Annotated in this window: 15 protein-coding genes and 1 riboswitch; of the genes, 11 read left to right on the top strand and 4 right to left on the bottom strand. The window is 62.0% G+C overall.

Features of this window, described 5'->3' with window-relative positions; genetic code table 11:
* Nucleotides 1-2: 2 nt before the first annotated feature.
* The 5 genes from cysM to ACNFBR_RS04710 all read left to right on the top strand — a co-directional run bounded on the left by cysM (nucleotide 3) and on the right by ACNFBR_RS04710 (nucleotide 6,095).
* Entirely contained in the window at nucleotides 3-902 is a 900-nt protein-coding gene (gene cysM, locus ACNFBR_RS04690; protein ID WP_024717686.1) for a cysteine synthase CysM, read from the top strand.
* Nucleotides 903-2,261: a 23S rRNA (uracil(1939)-C(5))-methyltransferase RlmD gene (gene rlmD, locus ACNFBR_RS04695; RefSeq protein WP_416733860.1), complete on the top strand. Its 1,359-nt coding sequence runs from the start codon at nucleotides 903-905 to the stop codon at nucleotides 2,259-2,261. It begins immediately after the preceding gene.
* 96 nt (nucleotides 2,262-2,357) lie between these two features.
* Nucleotides 2,358-4,598, top strand: a complete 2,241-nt coding sequence (gene relA / locus ACNFBR_RS04700; RefSeq protein ID WP_012270940.1) for a GTP diphosphokinase — start codon at nucleotides 2,358-2,360, stop codon at nucleotides 4,596-4,598.
* 97 nt (nucleotides 4,599-4,695) lie between these two features.
* Nucleotides 4,696-5,529 carry a nucleoside triphosphate pyrophosphohydrolase gene (gene mazG, locus ACNFBR_RS04705; RefSeq protein ID WP_416733861.1) on the top strand — a complete coding sequence of 278 codons (834 nt, stop codon included), beginning with the start codon at nucleotides 4,696-4,698 and terminating at the stop codon, nucleotides 5,527-5,529.
* Between the two features lie 26 nt (nucleotides 5,530-5,555).
* On the top strand, nucleotides 5,556-6,095 hold the full coding sequence (locus ACNFBR_RS04710; RefSeq protein WP_416733862.1) for a DUF2058 domain-containing protein: 540 nt from the start codon (nucleotides 5,556-5,558) through the stop codon (nucleotides 6,093-6,095).
* A gap of 46 nt (nucleotides 6,096-6,141) precedes the next feature.
* Here ACNFBR_RS04710 and ACNFBR_RS04715 read toward each other — a convergent pair whose 3' ends face one another.
* From ACNFBR_RS04715 to purM, 4 genes are all read right to left on the bottom strand, one after another.
* Nucleotides 6,142-6,324 carry a hypothetical protein gene (locus ACNFBR_RS04715; protein WP_416733863.1) on the bottom strand — a complete coding sequence of 61 codons (183 nt, stop codon included), beginning with the start codon at nucleotides 6,322-6,324 and terminating at the stop codon, nucleotides 6,142-6,144.
* Nucleotides 6,325-6,596: 272 nt separating this feature from the next.
* Entirely contained in the window at nucleotides 6,597-7,307 is a 711-nt protein-coding gene (locus ACNFBR_RS04720; protein ID WP_416733864.1) for a DUF3108 domain-containing protein, read from the bottom strand.
* Nucleotides 7,308-7,315: 8 nt separating this feature from the next.
* Nucleotides 7,316-7,969 carry a phosphoribosylglycinamide formyltransferase gene (gene purN / locus ACNFBR_RS04725; RefSeq protein ID WP_416733865.1) on the bottom strand — a complete coding sequence of 218 codons (654 nt, stop codon included), beginning with the start codon at nucleotides 7,967-7,969 and terminating at the stop codon, nucleotides 7,316-7,318.
* A complete protein-coding gene (purM, locus tag ACNFBR_RS04730; RefSeq protein WP_233690024.1) occupies nucleotides 7,969-9,027 on the bottom strand; it encodes a phosphoribosylformylglycinamidine cyclo-ligase in 1,059 nt (352 codons plus the stop codon). The genes purN and purM overlap by 1 nt, the downstream gene beginning before the upstream one ends.
* Before the next feature lie 435 nt (nucleotides 9,028-9,462).
* Between purM and ACNFBR_RS04735 the strand changes: the two genes are divergently transcribed.
* The 6 genes from ACNFBR_RS04735 to ACNFBR_RS04760 all read left to right on the top strand — a co-directional run bounded on the left by ACNFBR_RS04735 (nucleotide 9,463) and on the right by ACNFBR_RS04760 (nucleotide 16,730).
* On the top strand, nucleotides 9,463-10,530 hold the full coding sequence (locus ACNFBR_RS04735) for a DUF2066 domain-containing protein (RefSeq protein ID WP_416733866.1): 1,068 nt from the start codon (nucleotides 9,463-9,465) through the stop codon (nucleotides 10,528-10,530).
* A 12-nt stretch (nucleotides 10,531-10,542) separates the two neighbouring features.
* A complete protein-coding gene (locus ACNFBR_RS04740; RefSeq protein WP_416733867.1) occupies nucleotides 10,543-11,616 on the top strand; it encodes an AI-2E family transporter in 1,074 nt (357 codons plus the stop codon).
* Nucleotides 11,617-11,878: 262 nt separating this feature from the next.
* A complete protein-coding gene (gene hda, locus ACNFBR_RS04745) occupies nucleotides 11,879-12,586 on the top strand; it encodes a DnaA regulatory inactivator Hda (RefSeq protein ID WP_003252443.1) in 708 nt (235 codons plus the stop codon).
* Nucleotides 12,587-12,713: 127 nt separating this feature from the next.
* On the top strand, nucleotides 12,714-13,358 hold the full coding sequence (locus ACNFBR_RS04750) for a C40 family peptidase (RefSeq protein WP_416733868.1): 645 nt from the start codon (nucleotides 12,714-12,716) through the stop codon (nucleotides 13,356-13,358).
* A gap of 139 nt (nucleotides 13,359-13,497) precedes the next feature.
* Nucleotides 13,498-14,031: a C40 family peptidase gene (locus tag ACNFBR_RS04755; protein ID WP_416733869.1), complete on the top strand. Its 534-nt coding sequence runs from the start codon at nucleotides 13,498-13,500 to the stop codon at nucleotides 14,029-14,031.
* A 137-nt stretch (nucleotides 14,032-14,168) separates the two neighbouring features.
* Nucleotides 14,169-16,730, top strand: a complete 2,562-nt coding sequence (locus ACNFBR_RS04760) for a dermonecrotic toxin domain-containing protein (protein ID WP_416733870.1) — start codon at nucleotides 14,169-14,171, stop codon at nucleotides 16,728-16,730.
* A 53-nt stretch (nucleotides 16,731-16,783) separates the two neighbouring features.
* A riboswitch (cobalamin riboswitch) is annotated at nucleotides 16,784-17,005 on the top strand.
* The last annotated feature ends 61 nt before the right edge of the window (nucleotides 17,006-17,066 follow it).

The following is a 17,066-nucleotide window of genomic DNA, read 5'->3' on the forward strand; positions in this document are numbered from 1 at the left end:
CCATGACCTTGCAGTACCCAACCATCGCCGATTGCGTCGGCAATACGCCACTGGTTCGCCTGCAGCGTATCGCTGGCGAAACCAGCAATACCCTCCTGCTCAAGCTCGAAGGTAACAATCCCGCCGGCTCGGTGAAGGACCGCCCGGCACTGTCGATGATCACCCGCGCCGAACTGCGTGGGCAGATCAAGCCCGGCGACACCCTGATCGAAGCCACCTCGGGCAACACCGGCATCGCCCTGGCCATGGCGGCGGCGATCAAGGGCTACAAGATGATCCTGATCATGCCCGACAACTCCACCGCCGAGCGCAAAGCGGCCATGACGGCCTACGGTGCCGAGCTGATCCTGGTGACCAAGGAAGAGGGCATGGAAGGCGCCCGTGACCTGGCTGAAAAGCTGCAGGCCGAAGGCCGTGGCCTGGTGCTCGACCAGTTCGCCAACGGCGACAACCCGATTGCCCACTACAACAGCACCGGCCCGGAGATCTGGCAGCAGACCCAGGGCAGCATTACCCATTTCGTCAGCTCCATGGGCACCACCGGTACCATCATGGGCTGCTCGCAATACCTCAAGGAGCAAAACCCGGCGGTGCAGATCATCGGCTTGCAGCCGATGGAAGGCTCGGCCATCCCGGGTATCCGCCGCTGGCCCGAGGAATACCTGCCAAAGATCTTCGACGCCACCCGCGTCGATCGTGTGGTCGACATGTCGCAGCAGGAAGCCGAAGACACCACCCGTCGCCTTGCCCGTGAAGAGGGCATTTTCTGCGGCGTGTCCTCCGGTGGTGCGGTCGCCGCCATGCTGCGTCTGTCCCGCGAGGTGGAAAATGCCGTGATGGTTGCGATCATCTGCGACCGCGGCGACCGTTACCTGTCCACCGGCCTGTTCGACCCCAGCTAAATGTCCAAGAAAAAAACCAACAGCGGCCTGCGCTTCCAGCCGGCCGGCGGCAACCGCAGCCCCCAGGTCCCCGTGGGCAAGAAGCAGCGTCTGGATATCGAGCGCCTGGCCGGTGACGGCCGGGGCATCGCCTTCCTCGACGGGCGTACATGGTTCGTCAGTGGCGCTCTGGCCGGTGAGGCGGTGGAGGCGCGTGTGCTCAATGCCCGTGGCAAAGTGGTCGAGGCCCGCCTGGAGCGGTTGCTGCAGGCCAGCCCCGAGCGCCGTGAGGCGCCGTGCCGTTATTACGACCGTTGCGGTGGCTGCAACCTGCAGCACCTGCCGCACGCAGCGCAGTTGGCGCTCAAACAACGCACCCTGGCCGAGCAACTGCAGCGGGTGGCCGGTGTGCAGCCCGAGGAATGGGCCGCTCCCCTGAGCGGTGCGGAATTCGGCTACCGGCGCCGAGCTCGCGTGGCCGTGCGCTGGGACGTCAAGGCGCGTCAGCTGGAAGTAGGCTTCCGTGCCGAAGCCAGCCAGGACATCATCGCCATCGACGATTGCGCAGTGCTGGTACAGCCTTTGCAGTCGATTCTGCGCCACTTGCCGACGGTGCTGCGTTCATTGAGCAAACCGCAGGCACTGGGCCATGTGGAGCTGTTCAGTGGCACCGCCGAGGCGGTCTTGGTACGCCACGTCGCGCCGTTGCCGGCTGAGGACATGGCCAAGCTGCAGGCGTTCTGCGAGCAGGCCAATGCCCAACTCTGGCTGCAAGGCGAAGGTGAGCCGGCGCCAGTGGACCCGGCCGCGCAACTGGGCTTTGCCCTGGCGCCCTGGCAGCTGGAACTGGCCTGGCGCCCAGGTGACTTCGTGCAGGTGAACGCCCAGGTCAACACGGCAATGATCGAGCAGGCCTTGGCCTGGCTCGCACCGCAGGCGGACGAGCGTGTGCTGGACTTGTTCTGCGGCCTGGGCAACTTCGCCCTGCCGCTGGCCCGCCAGGCGCGAGAAGTGGTGGCCGTGGAAGGGGTGCAGGCCATGGTCGATCGGGCCGCGGCCAATGCCCGGAACAACAATGTGCATAACGCACGGTTTTTTCAGGCCGATTTATCGCAGCCTTTGGCAGGCACCGGATGGGCCGCCGAGGGCTTTTCTGCGGTACTCTTGGATCCACCGCGCGACGGTGCTTTCGAGGTGGTGCAAGGCATCGCCCGCCTCAAGGCCAGAAGGCTGGTCTATGTATCGTGCAACCCGGCCACGCTGGCGCGAGACGCCCAGGTGCTGGTCGGACAAGGGTACCGGTTAAAAAGGGCCGGGATTCTCGACATGTTTCCTCAGACGGCGCATGTCGAGGCCATGGCGTTATTCGAAGCGGGCTAGCTGACTGGCCCGTTGGTGCGGCTGCCATGGATTGGCGGCCGCACGGTGATCGCCAGCTCACCCGCGTGGTGTGCTGTATGGAAAGGTAAAACAAAGATGGTACAGGTGAGAGTGCACCAGCCGGTCAACACCGACGGCAGTATCAATCTCGAAGCATGGTTGGACCATGTGGTAAGCGTCGATTCGGCATTGGATCGCGCAGCGCTGAAAGAAGCCTGCGAGTTTGCTCATGAGGTGGAGAAAAAGGGCAACCCGGCCAAGCATTCCTGGGCGGACGGTACGTCGAGCTTCCAGGCAGGCCTGGAAATCGCCGAAATTCTCGCTGACCTCAAGCTCGACCAGGATTCTCTGGTGGCAGCGGTCATCTACCGCTCGGTGCGCGAGGGCAAGGTGACCTTGGCCGAAGTCAGCCAGCGTTTTGGCCCGGTAGTGTCCAAGCTGATCGACGGCGTACTGCGCATGGCCGCCATCAGTGCCAGCCTCAGCCCGCGACAATCGCTGGTGCTGGGCTCGCAGGCGCAGGTCGAGAACCTGCGCAAGATGCTCGTGGCCATGGTCGACGACGTGCGCGTGGCACTGATCAAGCTGGCCGAACGCACGTGCGCAATCCGTGCGGTAAAGGCCGCTGACGATGAGAAACGCCTGCGTGTCGCGCGTGAGGTGTTCGACATCTATGCGCCGCTCGCGCACCGCCTGGGTATCGGCCACATCAAGTGGGAGCTGGAAGACCTGTCCTTCCGCTACCTCGAACCCGACCAGTACAAGCAAATCGCCAAGCTGTTGCACGAGCGCCGGCTGGACCGCGAGCGCTTCATCAGCGACGTGATGAACCAGTTGCAGAACGAGCTGCTGGCCACGGGCGTGAACGCCGACATCAGCGGCCGGGCGAAACATATCTATTCGATCTGGCGCAAGATGCAGCGCAAAGGCCTGGAGTTCAGCCAGATCTACGACGTGCGTGCGGTGCGGGTGCTGGTGCCGGAAATCCGCGACTGCTACACCGCACTGGGTATCGTGCACACCTTGTGGCGGCACATTCCCAAGGAGTTCGACGACTACATCGCCAACCCCAAGGAGAACGGCTACCGCTCGCTGCACACTGCGGTAATCGGCCCCGAGGGCAAGGTGCTGGAGGTGCAGATCCGTACCCACGGCATGCACGAAGAAGCCGAGCTTGGGGTGTGCGCCCACTGGCGCTACAAGGGCACCGACGTCAAGCCCAGCTCCAACCACTACGAAGAAAAGATCTCCTGGCTGCGTCAGGTGCTGGAGTGGCACGAGGAGCTGGGCGACATCGGTGGCCTGGCCGAGCAACTGCGGGTCGATATCGAGCCTGACCGGGTCTATGTGTTCACCCCCGACGGCCACGCCATCGACTTGCCCAAGGGCGCCACACCGCTGGACTTCGCCTACCGCGTGCACACCGAAATCGGCCACAACTGCCGTGGCGCGAAGATCAACGGCCGTATCGTGCCGCTGAACTACAGCCTGCAGACCGGTGAGCAGGTCGAAATCATTACCAGCAAGCACGGCAACCCCAGCCGTGACTGGTTGAACTCCAACCTGGGCTACGTCACCACCTCGCGGGCGCGGGCGAAGATCGTCCACTGGTTCAAGCTGCAGGCGCGCGACCAGAACGTTGCTGCCGGCAAGACCTTACTCGAGCGTGAACTCAGCCGCTTGGGGCTGCCGCAGGTGGACTTCGAGCGGCTGGCCGAGAAGACCAACGTCAAGACCGCCGAGGACATGTTCGCCTCGCTCGGTGCTGGTGACCTGCGCCTGGCTCATCTGGTCAACGCCGCCCAGCAGTTGCTGGAGCCCGAGCGTATCGAGCAAATCGAGCTGGTGCCGCGCAAGCCTACCGGGCCGCGTACCGGCAAGCGAGGCGACATCCAGATCCAGGGTGTCGGCAACTTGCTGACGCAGATGGCCGGCTGCTGCCAGCCGCTGCCGGGCGATGCCATCGTCGGCTACATCACCCAAGGCCGTGGCGTGAGCATTCACCGCCAGGACTGCGCTTCGGTGCTGCAACTGGCGGGCAAAGAGCCGGAACGCATGATCCAGGTGAGCTGGGGGCCGATCCCGGTGCAGACCTACCCGGTCGACATCGTCATCCGTGCCTACGACCGCCCAGGCCTGCTGCGCGACGTGTCGCAGGTGCTGTTGAACGAGAAGATCAACGTACTGGCGGTGAACACCCGCTCGAACAAGGAAGACAACACCGCGCTGATGTCGTTGACCATCGAGATTCCAGGGCTGGATGCACTGGGGCGCCTGTTGGGGCGGATCTCGCAGTTGCCGAACATCATCGAGACGCGGCGTAATCGTACCCCTTGAGACGGCATCGCCTGCTTCGCGGGTAAACCCGCTCCTACACATTTCCTGTAGGAGCGGGCTTGCCCGCGATGAAGCCACCGCCGAAGGACCTGCCTACATGACCTACACCCTCGAAGACCTGCTGCACCTCATGGCCCGCCTGCGCGACCCGCAGTACGGCTGCCCATGGGACCTGAAGCAGAACTACGCGAGCATCGTCCCGCACACCATCGAAGAGGCCTATGAAGTCGCCGACACCATCGAGCGCGGCGATTTCGAGCACCTGCAAGGCGAGCTGGGCGATTTGCTGTTCCAGGTGGTCTACTACAGCCAGCTGGCCAGGGAGGAGGGGCGTTTCGAGTTCGACGGCGTAGTCGACAGCATCACCCGCAAGCTCATCCGCCGCCACCCGCATGTGTTCCCCACTGGCGAGCTGTATGCGCCGGTGGATACCCCTAGCCTGAGCGAGGCCCAGGTCAAGTCGCGCTGGGAAGAAATCAAAGCCGAAGAGCGCGCGGAAAAAAGCCAGCCCGAACAACTGTCGTTGCTCGACGATGTACCGGCAGCCTTGCCGGCACTGTCGCGGGCAGCCAAACTGCAGAAACGCGCGGCCACGGTCGGTTTCGACTGGCCGGCGGCATTGCCGGTGCTGGACAAGGTCCGCGAAGAACTGGATGAAGTGCTGCAAGCCATGGCCGACGGTGATGCCGATGCCCTCGAAGATGAAGTGGGCGACCTGCTGTTCGCCGCGGTCAACCTGGCTCGTCACCTCAAACACGACCCTGAGCACGCCCTGCGCCGCGCCAATCGCAAGTTCGAGCGACGTTTCCGTTTTATCGAACAGGCATTGCGCGACAGTGGGCGCCCCATTGAAGATTGTAACCTTGACGAACTGGACGCCCTTTGGGGGGAAGCCAAACGTCAGGAAAAGAACCTGCCCAGCTGCGGCTGAGCTGTTGCATAAGTGAGTGAACATTCATGAGCCTTTCCCTTCGCGACCAATTGCTCAAAGCCGGTCTGGTCAACCAGAAACAGGTCTCGCAGACCAACAAAGCTGAAAAGAAACAGAAGCGCATGGAGCACAAAGGCCAGGTCGAAGTCGACGACAGCCAGCAGCGCATGGCCAAGGAAGCCATGGCCGAAAAGGTCAAGCGCGACCAGGAGCTGAACCGCCAGCAGCAGGAAAAGGCCGAGCAGAAAGCCCGTGCCGCGCAGATCAAGCAACTGATCGAAGCCACCCGCCTGCCTAAGCTCAATACCGAGGATTACTACAACTTCGTCGACGACAAGAAGGTCAAGCGCATCGCAGTCAACGCCCTGATGCGGACCAAGCTGAGCAATGGCGCGCTTGCCGTGGTCGCCCATGCCGGTGGTTACGAGGTCATTCCCCGTGAGGCGGCAGTGAAGATCCAGGAGCGCGACCCAAGCCGCATCCTGCTGCTGAACACCCATGTCGAGGAAGCGGACGAAGACGACCCGTATGCGGCCTACAAGATCCCTGATGATCTGATGTGGTAAACCCGAAAAACCCCGCCTTGGCGGGGTTTTTCATTTGAAGACAGGGTCATTGCGTGGTGCGCTGGTTTTCCAGGTCTTCCAGTTCCATGCGGTACTGATGTGCTTCATGCTCGTTGTGGAACATGCCCACCAGTTGGCCTTGTTGGTGCACATCCCAAATCCGCACGCCAGCGGCCAGGCCTTCGTGGGACATTTTCGATTCGTCGCGTTCGGTTACTTGGACAGTCATCGGTAAACTCCACTTCTTCAGATGGCTGCGACAGTGTGTCGCACACCCTCTTTATAGAGTTTGTTAGCAGGCTAAGTAAATAAAACGGGGATGAAACAAGTTTCATGGAGCTAGGAGGTGTGTTGCCTGTACCGGCCTCTTCGCAGCACAAGGCTGCTCCTACACAGAAGGCACGATACCTGTAGGAGCAGCCTTGTGCTGCGAAGAGGCCGGTGCAGGCATTAAAAAGCCCCGCACTGGGCGGGGCTTCAGGTGCTGCAGGCAACGCAGGCTCAGTTACCTTTCACCGGCTTGCCATCGACCGTGCCATCCTGCAGCACGATCACGTACTCCTTGCCATCAGTTTCTACCTGGCGCAGTTGCACCAGCAGGTAGTCCCAGTTCTTGGCAAACCACAGTTCGGTAATGCGCTTGCTCTGGCTTGGGTCGCGCACGCGCTCGACCTTCACCGCATCCACCTGGCCGGTCTTGGTGGTGACCTTTTCGGTGCCCAGTACGCGGAAGTCGTAGGTGTCGATTTCGTCACCGTCAACCACTTGGTAGGTCATGCTCTTCTTGCCGGCGGCCACATCATGCTGCAGGGCCAGCTGGTAGGACGACTTGTCCAGCACGCCGCGGTTCAGCGGCAGGCTGACGGCATCGCCACGGTCGCTGCCGGTGACTTTCTTGGCGTTCCAGTCAAAGCTCAGGTCGACCTTCTTCGCCTTGCCCAGGCCGCCGCGCTCGAAGTGATACTTCTGCGGCAGCAGGGTGTCGTTTTCCAGGCGCAGGGTGCTTTGCTCGGTCAGGCTGGCGATCATCATGGAAGCCTTGAAGTTAAGGTCCCAGGTACCGTTGGCATTTTTGACCAGGCTGCGCTCGGCGGTGCCGCTCATGGGCAGTTGCTTCCAGTCGGCGGTGTAGCTGGCCGAGAACGGCTTCAGATCAGCTGCCTGAAGGGGCAGGGCGAGCACGGCGAGAGCCAAGAGCAGGGCGCGACGCATAAATTCTCCTAGGATCGAATCAAGTGACCGCTGGCCGCCAGTGGCTGGCCGTCCAGTAATGCACCCTGTTCGCCAAGACGCAAGCGCCCTTCAGCGAACCAGCGCACCGCCAGCGGGTAGATCAGGTGTTCCTGACGGTGTACCCGTTGGGCCAGGCTTTCGACGGTGTCGTCAGACGCCACCGGTACCACAGCCTGTACGACCAGTGGGCCGCCATCGAGTTCCTCAGTCACGAAGTGTACGCTGCAGCCATGCTCGGCGTCGCCTGCTTCCAGCGCCCGACGGTGGGTATGCAGGCCTTTGTACTTGGGCAGCAGCGACGGGTGGATATTGAGCAGGCGGCCCTGATAGTGGCGCACGAAGTCGCCACTGAGGATGCGCATGAAACCGGCCAGCACCACCAGGTCCGGGGCAAAGCCGTCGATGCACGCCATCAGCGCGGCATCGAAGGCTTCACGGCCGTCGAACTGGGTGTGGTCAAGCACGGCGCTGTCGACACCGGCCGCCGTGGCACGTTGCAGGCCGTAGGCATCGGCGCGGTTGGAAACCACCGCGCGGATACGCACCGGGCTGTCCTGGCCTTGGCAACTGTCGAGCAGGGCTTGCAGGTTGCTGCCGGAGCCCGACAGCAGTACCACTACATTGCAGGTCTTGCTCGGCATCAGTGTGCCTTGAGGTTTTGCAGCTCGACCTGGGCGGCGCCTTCGGCGGCTTCGGCGATGTGGCCGATCACCCATGGCTGCTCACCGGCGGCGCGCAGTTCGTTCAGGGCGGCTTCGACCTGGTCCTGCGCTACGCAGATGACCATGCCCACGCCGCAGTTCAGTACGCGGTGCATTTCATGCTCGTCGACGTTGCCTTTTTCCTGCAGGAAGTCGAATACCGCCGGGCGCTGCCAGCTGGCCACGTCCACCACGGCCTGGGCGTTTTTCGGCAGCACGCGCGGGATGTTGTCCAGCAGGCCGCCACCGGTGATGTGGGCCATGGCCTTGACTGCGCCAGTGTTCTTGATCAACTGCAGCAGCGGCTTGACGTAGATGCGGGTCGGCGCCATCAGCAGGTCGGTCAGTGGCTTGCCGTCCAACTGGGTGTTCTCGATGTCGGTAGCCGACACTTCGAGAATCTTGCGGATCAGCGAGTAGCCGTTGGAGTGCGGGCCCGAAGACGGCAGGGCGATCAGCGCGTCGCCGGTGGCAACCTTGGAACCGTCGATGATGTCGGCCTTTTCCACCACGCCGACGCAGAAGCCGGCCAGGTCATAGTCTTCGCCTTCGTACATGCCAGGCATTTCGGCGGTTTCACCACCGACCAGCGAGCAGCCGGCCAGTTCGCAACCGGCGCCGATGCCGGTGACCACGGTGGCGGCCACGTCTACGTTCAGCTTGCCAGTGGCGTAGTAGTCCAGGAAGAACAGCGGCTCGGCGCCGCACACCACCAGGTCGTTGACGCACATGGCGACCAGGTCCTGGCCGATGCTGTCGTGCTTGTTCAGGTTCAATGCCAGGCGCAGCTTGGTGCCGACGCCGTCGGTGCCGGAGACCAGCACCGGCTGCTTGTAGCCGGCCGGGATCTCGCAGAGGGCGCCGAAGCCGCCCAGGCCACCCATGACTTCAGGGCGTGCGGTGCGTTTTGCCACGCCCTTGATGCGTTCGACCAGTGCTTCGCCGGCGTCGATGTCTACACCGGCGTCCTTGTAGCTCAGGGAGGGTTGCTTGCTCATTGATCCAGGCCTTTAGGAGGGAGGGATTCTTAAAAACGACCATGACGGCCAAGGCCGGCGGGTAAGCGGCGGCTGCCTGAAACGTCAGTGGTCTGTGAAGGCGCGCGATTTTATCAGGGTTGCCGGGCAGCGGCCATCCTCAGGCCGACGGGCAGGGCATGAAAATAGGTAATTAGTGAGGACACCCAGGGGCCGTGCGCCATTGCTTCAGGCGTTATTGGCCCGAAACAAATGTAGGAGCAGCCTTGTGCTGCGAAGCGCCGCGCGGGCGGCGCTCGATTTCACAGGCGCTGAACCTGTTGCGGCGAACACCTGTCAGACCCGACGCACCTTCCGACAACACCCCGCAACCAATCTTTCACCCCCACGCGACTGGTTACCTTGCGCCCCCGTGTATAAGGTATAGGCATTGCGGTAACTGGACAGGAATCCTCCATGCGTTTGTTCAATATTCTGGCAGCCGGTTGCCTGGCCCTGATCTCGGCCACTGCCCTGGCTGAAAATGTCTCCGGCCTTTATCAGGTGCGCGAACCGGTCACCGGGCAGGGCGCCGAAGCCCGGACCGCGGCCACTGCCGCAGCTCTCGACACGCTGGTGCTGCGTCTGACCGGCGACCCCAAGGCAGCGCAAAGCCCGGCGTTGGCCGAGCTGCGCAAAGATCCTCAGCAAATCATCAACCAGGTCGGCAGCGAAGCCGGCCCGCCCGAGTCGGTGGTGGTCGAGTTCGACCCTGGCAGTACCGAGCGGGCGTTGCGCAAGGCTGGCCTGGCCCTGTGGGGCAGCAACCGGCCCTCGATCCTGGGGTGGTGGCTGAACGACAGTGTCGAGGGCAGCAACCTGGTGGGGGATGGCCAAGCCAGTGCCCAACCGCTGCGCCGCGCCGCCCAGCACCGCGGCCTGCCGCTGCGCTTGCCGCTGGCCGACCTGCAGGAGCAATTGGTTGCCAATGCCAAGCAGCTCGAAGGCAGCGACCCGGCGCCGCTGCGTGAAGCCTCCGAGCGCTATGGTGCCGATGCCTTGCTGGCGGTGCATGCCCAGGAGGCCGACGGCAAGTGGCAGGGCAAATGGCAGCTGTGGCTGGGCGATCAGCGTGAGCAGGGCAATGCCGAGGGCGCCGACCAGGCAGCCTTGGCCGATGCCGTGATGCTGGCGGTAAGCAGTCGCCTGGCACCGCGCTACGTCACCCGGCCAGGCGCCAGCAGCCAATTGCAACTGCAAGTGCAGGGCATGAACCTGCAGCGCTACGCCGAGCTGGCCCGTGTGCTGGAACCTTATGGCCCGCGCTTGCAAATGGCCGAAGGCACTACCCTGACCTACGGGGTGACTGGCAATCGTGAGCAACTGCGCGCCCAGCTTGGCTTGGCCAAGCTGCAGGAAGTGCCGGCAGAGCAGGCGCCTGCGGTAATTGCCACGCCGTCACCGGCAGTGGATGCCGCCGCTGGGCAGCCCGCGCCAGTGCAGCCAGCCCCCAAGCCGTTCGACGGCCTGCGTTTTCGCTGGTAAGAGGAGCACTTCGTGACCGACATGCGTCGTTGGATCTGGCTGGGTGCTGCCCTGCTTATCGCTGTGCTGCTTTATAGCCTGCACAATATTCTTACCCCGTTCCTGGTCGGCATTCTGCTGGCCTACCTGGCCGACCCGCTGGTCGATCGCCTCGAGCGGCTGGGGTTGTCGCGTACCTGGGGAGTCGTCGTGGTATTCGGCCTGTTCACGCTGGTGCTGCTGGCTTTGCTGCTGGTGCTCGTGCCGATGCTGGCCAAGCAGCTGGTGCGCTTGTACGAATTGGCGCCGCAGATGCTCGACTGGCTTGAGCAGGTAGCGCTGCCGTGGGTGCAGGGCCGTCTGGGCCTGGCCGATGGTTTCTGGAAGTTCGACAAGATCAAGGCGGCCATTGGCGCGCACATGGGCCAAACCACCGATATCGTCGGCATGTTGCTGTCCCATGCCACCGCTTCCAGCCTGGCGTTGATGGCCTGGCTGGCCAACATGGTGCTGATCCCGGTGGTGGGCTTCTATCTGCTGCGCGATTGGGACCTGATGATGGGTAAGCTGCGTGGCCTGCTACCGCGCCAGCGTGAGCCGCAAGTGATGGGCCTGGCAGGCGAATGCCATGAAGTGCTGGGGGCATTCGTGCGCGGGCAACTGATGGTGATGCTGGCCCTGGGTATCATCTATTCGGCCGGGCTCATGCTGGTGGGGCTCGAACTGGGCCTGCTCATTGGCATGCTCGCGGGCCTTGCGGCCATCGTGCCCTACATGGGCTTCATCATTGGCATCGGTGCTGCGTTGGTGGCTGGCCTGTTCCAGTTCGGCGGTGACTTGTATCCGATGTTGGGCATCGTTGCGGTGTTTATGGTCGGGCAGGCGCTGGAGGGTATGGTGCTGACTCCGCTGCTGGTGGGCGATCGCATCGGCCTGCACCCGGTAGCGGTGATTTTTGCCATCCTCGCCGGTGGTGAGTTGTTCGGCTTTACCGGGGTGCTGCTGGCGCTTCCGGTGGCGGCAGTGATCATGGTGCTGCTGCGGCATATGCATGACCTGTACAAAGAGTCGGACATGTACGCCGGGGATATCGACCCGGATTTGTAGCCCGCTTGTGGTGGTGACCCTGGTGGGAGCAGCCTTGTGCTGCGAAGAGGCCATTGAATGCGATGCAAATTGACGGGCTTTACTGGCCCCTTCGCAGCGCAAGACTGCTCCTACACTGAAGGTGTGCGCGGGTGATTACAACGCAACTTATTGATTTTGCTTGTGCTATCCGCAGTCGAGATTGTGCGCCCCGCGTTGCGGGTATAGACTTTGCACATTGTTCACCAAAGGCCCCCTGCGGTCCTGTCGACCGCCCGCGAGCATGAAACCACCGATCCAGTTGCCCCTGGGTGTGCGCCTGCGCGATGACGCCACCTTCATCAACTACTATCCGGGCGCCAATGCTGCGGCATTGGGTTACGTCGAGCGGCTATGCGAAGCCGACGCCGGCTGGACCGAGAGCCTTATCTACCTGTGGGGCAAGCAGGGTGTTGGCCGTTCCCACCTGCTGCAGGCCGCCACCCATCGCTTCCAGCAACGTGGCGAACCCGCTGTCTACTTGCCGCTGGCGCAACTGCTCGATCGCGGCGTAGAGCTGCTCGACTACCTGGCCCAGTACGAACTGGTGTGCATCGACGACCTGCACGTCATCGCTGGCAAGGCCGACTGGGAAGAGGCTATGTTCCACCTGTTCAACCGCCTGCGCGACAGCGGCCGGCGTTTGCTGCTGGCGGCTTCGGCATCACCGCGCGAACTGCCGATCAAGCTGCCGGACCTGAAGTCGCGGCTGACCCTGGCCTTGGTGTTCCAGATGCGTGGCCTGTCCGACGAAGACAAGCTGCGCGCCTTGCAACTGCGTGCTTCGCGCCGTGGCTTGCACCTCACCGACGAAGTCGGCCATTTCATCCTCACCCGTGGCGCTCGGAGCATGAGCGCGCTGTTCGACCTGCTCGAACGCCTCGACCAGGCCTCGCTGCAGGCACAACGCAAGCTCACCATCCCGTTCCTCAAGGAAACTCTCGGTTGGTAACCCCCTGAAAACGCTGGGCCAGAGCGGTAAAACAAAAAAGTCACATCTTTTTCGATAAAATTTGCAAATGGCCATGATAGAGGGCATAGTTTCACCCTTCTAAAGGATTACAGACACGGTCGTGCCCATGCTGAAGCGCTTCGCACCCCTCGTGCCACTCGCACTCGTGACCCTGCTTTTTGGCTGCGCGGCCCAAGGCCCCGCTTCTCATTCAGAGCTCCAGGATCACACCCCTATCGCCGCACAATCGGCAATCAAGGCCAAGGCTTCGTCCTCGTCGGTATTCGGCGAACCGGAAGAGCTGGCCACTGAAGATGACCTGGCGTCCTTCTCCAGCAGCAAGCCTTACCAGCTGCCAGTTCTGGCTGACAGCATTCTGGAGCGCGGCATGTCGCTGATCGGCACCCGCTACCGCTTCGGTGGTACCTCGGAAAAATCCGGCTTCGACTGCAGTGGCTTCATCGGTTACCTGTTCCGCGAAGAGGCGGGCATGACCCTGCCGCGCTCCACGCGTGAAATGATCAACGTGGATGCCCCGAAAGTAGCCCGCAACAAGCTCAAGCCAGGTGACCTGCTGTTCTTCAGCACCAATGGCCGTGGCCGCGTAAGCCATGCTGGCATCTACCTGGGTGACAACCAGTTCATCCACTCCAGCAGCCGCCGCAGCGGTGGTGTGCGTATCGACAGCCTCGGTGACCGCTACTGGAGCAAGACCTTCATTGAAGCCAAGCGTGCCTTGGCCATGGCGCCGACCAACATCGCGCGCAACTGATATCAAAATGATGTACCCTACTGCGGCGGCGATGCTTTGAAAAAAGCTCGCCGCCGTGCGCATTTACAGAAAGCGTCTAATCTAAATTCTCAACTCTTTTCGGCTGCGGCCGTTCGGTCTCAGACAGGATGTTCTGGCCATGGTAAAGATGGCGCGCTTCGCATTTCTCTCCCTGGCGGCATTACTGGCTGCCTGTTCCAGCCGTGCGCCTGCGCCGGCCCCTGTGGTAGTGCCGCAGGTCACCTACAGTCAGCCCGATGCTTCGCCGATAGCCGATGATGTGTTGATTCGCGCCATCGGTCTGGTCGGGACGCCATATCGGTGGGGCGGCAATACGCCGGACTCCGGCTTCGATTGCAGTGGCCTGATCAAATATGTGTACCGTGATGCTGCCGGCATCAGCCTGCCGCGTTCGACGCGAGAAATGATCGTCATGCGCGCACCGACAGTGGACGCCAACGCGTTGCAGTCCGGTGACCTGGTGTTCTTCGCCACCAGTGGTGGTTCGCAAGTCAGCCATGCGGGCATTTATGTCGGCGAGGGGCGTTTCGTACACGCACCTTCCACAGGTGGCACCGTGCGCCTGGACTACCTGTCCAACAGCTACTGGGCCAAGGCTTATTTGCAGGCCAAGCGGGTCATTCCGCAAGGGCACCTGGCGCAGAACCCCTAAGCAGACGCCAAGGCAAGGCTGCTACCCGCTCGGTTGGCGGCCGGCCCGCGTCCTCATAAGCCGGTATACATCTACCTCAGGTCGATGCCGAGCCTGTATGAGCATGTTGCCTCTCTATATCCGGTTTGGAGAGGACCATGAACGGCAACCAAGCAAAAATGCGCCAAGACCTTGAATTGGCGGATGCAGCGCGTCCGCTGGTGGCGTTGGTCGATAAAATACTGCGCGATTACCCCGATCCCTATGTGCTGGCCAGCCAACATGCTGCGCAGATCGTGCGCAAGCACATCGGCAAAGAGATGGACCCGCGTTTTGTCTGGTGGCACCAATTCAATACCGCAAGTACCAGTAGCCGCAGTTTTACCGGTTGGCAGCACAGTGGTCCGCCGCAGAAATCGCTGGTATTGAGCGAACTGGTGGTCGAACGTTTCGATGCCCATTTTCAAGATGCGACAGATGAGCTCGACCAGTTAGGGGGGTTCTACCGGCAAGGCCCGCATGCCGCCTTCTTCGATGAGCGTAATGAAATTCCCATGCTGGGCAGCGATGTGCAGAAGGACTTGTGGGCGTTGGACTTTGCGACGCTCTATCGTGCGCAGGTCGAGCGATTTTGGTCTGTTTACGCAAGCGAAATTCGTGTCCTTGCCAAAGTGAATCTGCTTGGCGCAACCGCGGGGGCGCGACTTGCCGGCCGGGTTTCGGTATCTGATCGCAGGCTTCTACGCGCTTTGGCGGTCGACAATCTGGCAGATGACGAGCGGCCCACGCTCAGCAAACTGCAAAAGGACAGTACTGGCCAGCCGTTGACGGTCAGCCGTTATGTGTTTGGTGCGGGGGACAGAGGCAGTATGTTCGGGCTACGGGCACCGAACGGTCGCGTGGTTGCGTACCTGCCTTGGGCCGAGGAGGCGTTGACGGCATTCGAGTCCGAATTGGCCATGGCACGCTGGTTGGCGGCCAAATTGAGGTCTGAGGATGCACTGACGGCATTTATCGCCGGCGCGCACAGCAACCCCTACGATACCGCTGGGCGGAACCTGATCAGGGTGCACTTGCGTGGTATCGCCAATAGCCGTTCAGACGAAGCGGCATTGATTGCCTTGAAGCTGTTCGAGCGCCCGCTGCGGGTTGACCTGTTCACTTACATGGCTGACCAGGCCAAAGCTGAAATGCGGCACGTCGCTGAAATGATGCGCGATAACGCCCGTTTGCGCAGGGTCATGCTGAGTGGTTATCTCTCGGCGTTCCTGGGCATCTTTGGCAGCTTTGTGCCTTTTGGCTGGCCGATGACGCTGATGCTGCTGGGGGCGAGCATTGGCAAAGTGGCGCTTGACCTGGATGAAGCGTGGCATGCGACAGATGAACATACACGCAAACGTGCGTTGCGTTCGGCCATGTTGCAAAGCGTGTTCGCGAGCCTCTACCTGATCGATCTAAGCGCGCAATCGACAGTAGAGACCATGACTGCCCAGGCTGCTCCCCATGAAACGGGGGTTGCCCTGGAGCACTGGCAGGTGTCGACCGACGCTGAGCTTCCTGTGGAAGGCCAGGAGCTCAACGCGATACAGCTTGGAGAGGTCGGTACTGACGGGCGTATGCGTGGCATTCGCATGAGCGATGACGGCAGTTGCTGGATCGATCTGAAAGGCCATGAGCACAGGGTGCGCTACAGCCATGACTTGGGCGTGTGGCTGGTGGTACCCACAGACAACCCTTACGCCTTCGTCCCGCTCAAGCCGGTGCGCCTGAACGAAGCGGGGGAATGGGATTTGTTGGTTCCGCCCCGGTTGCAAGGGGGATCGCCGTTGCCCGCAGAGGGCGCGTCGAGCGTGCGCTCGCCGTTCTGGGACGTTTACACATCCGTTGATGATGCGAAAAGTACAGCGTTGTCAGAACGGGCTTTGGAGCGCCAGAAGCGCTTGCTGGACCGTTGGCCTGTGGCTGAGCTTCAAGCGGGCCGGGAGCCGAGCCACGATGCCAGGGGGTTGGACTGCGTAAATGCCGATGGCAGGCTCTATTATTCCTATCGCTATCGGCGGGAGTACTTCAACTCGTTGATCGAGTGGTACACCAGCAACGAGTCGAAGGTGAACGATGTGTTCCGCCACGGGCGATACGAATATGAAGCTGAGGGTGAAGATGAGGACGCCTACATCACCGACCTAGCCGACAGCCTCGGTCGGTTGCCCAAGAGCAACCAGGTCACGCTCTACCGGGGCGGCAACCGCTCTCGAGGGACTGGTGGGGAGTCTTATCGCCATGGCCAGTTGAGTATTGGGGACGTGCTGGTCAATACCGACCTGACCTCGTTTACCGAGAACCCCTACATGGCTTCTGAATTCGCCAGCCTGCCCTTCGCCGGCGCGCCAGGTGCTGTACCTGGCTTGTTCGATGACAGTTCGGTGATATTCGAGTTGCCGGCCGGTCAGTACCGCGACGCTACCCCGATCAGCGCGTTTTCCCTGTATTGGAAGGAGGCTGAAACATTGATGCTGCCGGGCCACTACTTCCGGGTAGAGGGGCTGGAACAGGTCTATGGCGATTATTATCGCTTCATGAAAGTAACGCTCAAGCAGGTTTTCAAGCCTGCGACGGGGCGCCCCGTTTACGATCTGCGTACAGGGCTTGCATTCGACATGGAGACCTATCGGGCGTTATTCAGGACGCCTTCGATAGTGCAGCGCTTCTTCCCCGACTGATAGCCCCACGGCTCGATGGTCGCTTCGATTGACGCTCCGGGGACAACCCTCTAACCTTCGCGCGTGTTTCAGGTGCCCTGCCAGCCTCGACTGAGCAGGGTGAAACTGGGAAGCCGGTGGGCGCCAGCATGGCGCGATTCCGGCGCTGCCCCCGCAACGGTAAGTGAGTCGCGGCCGCGCAGGGCCACTGGATGCAAGCATCCGGGAAGGCGCGCAGGCCAGGGCCCAAGGCCCACTCACAAGCCCGGAGACCGGCCTGATACTGCCAACGGCATCACGGAGGGTGATGCGCGGTGCACCATGGCGTCCTGCCGTGGCCCCTGCGCGTTCTCCGTT

Origin of the sequence: Pseudomonas sp. NY11955 (assembly GCF_048068035.1) — a bacterium.
In the GTDB taxonomy this organism is placed as follows: domain Bacteria; phylum Pseudomonadota; class Gammaproteobacteria; order Pseudomonadales; family Pseudomonadaceae; genus Aquipseudomonas.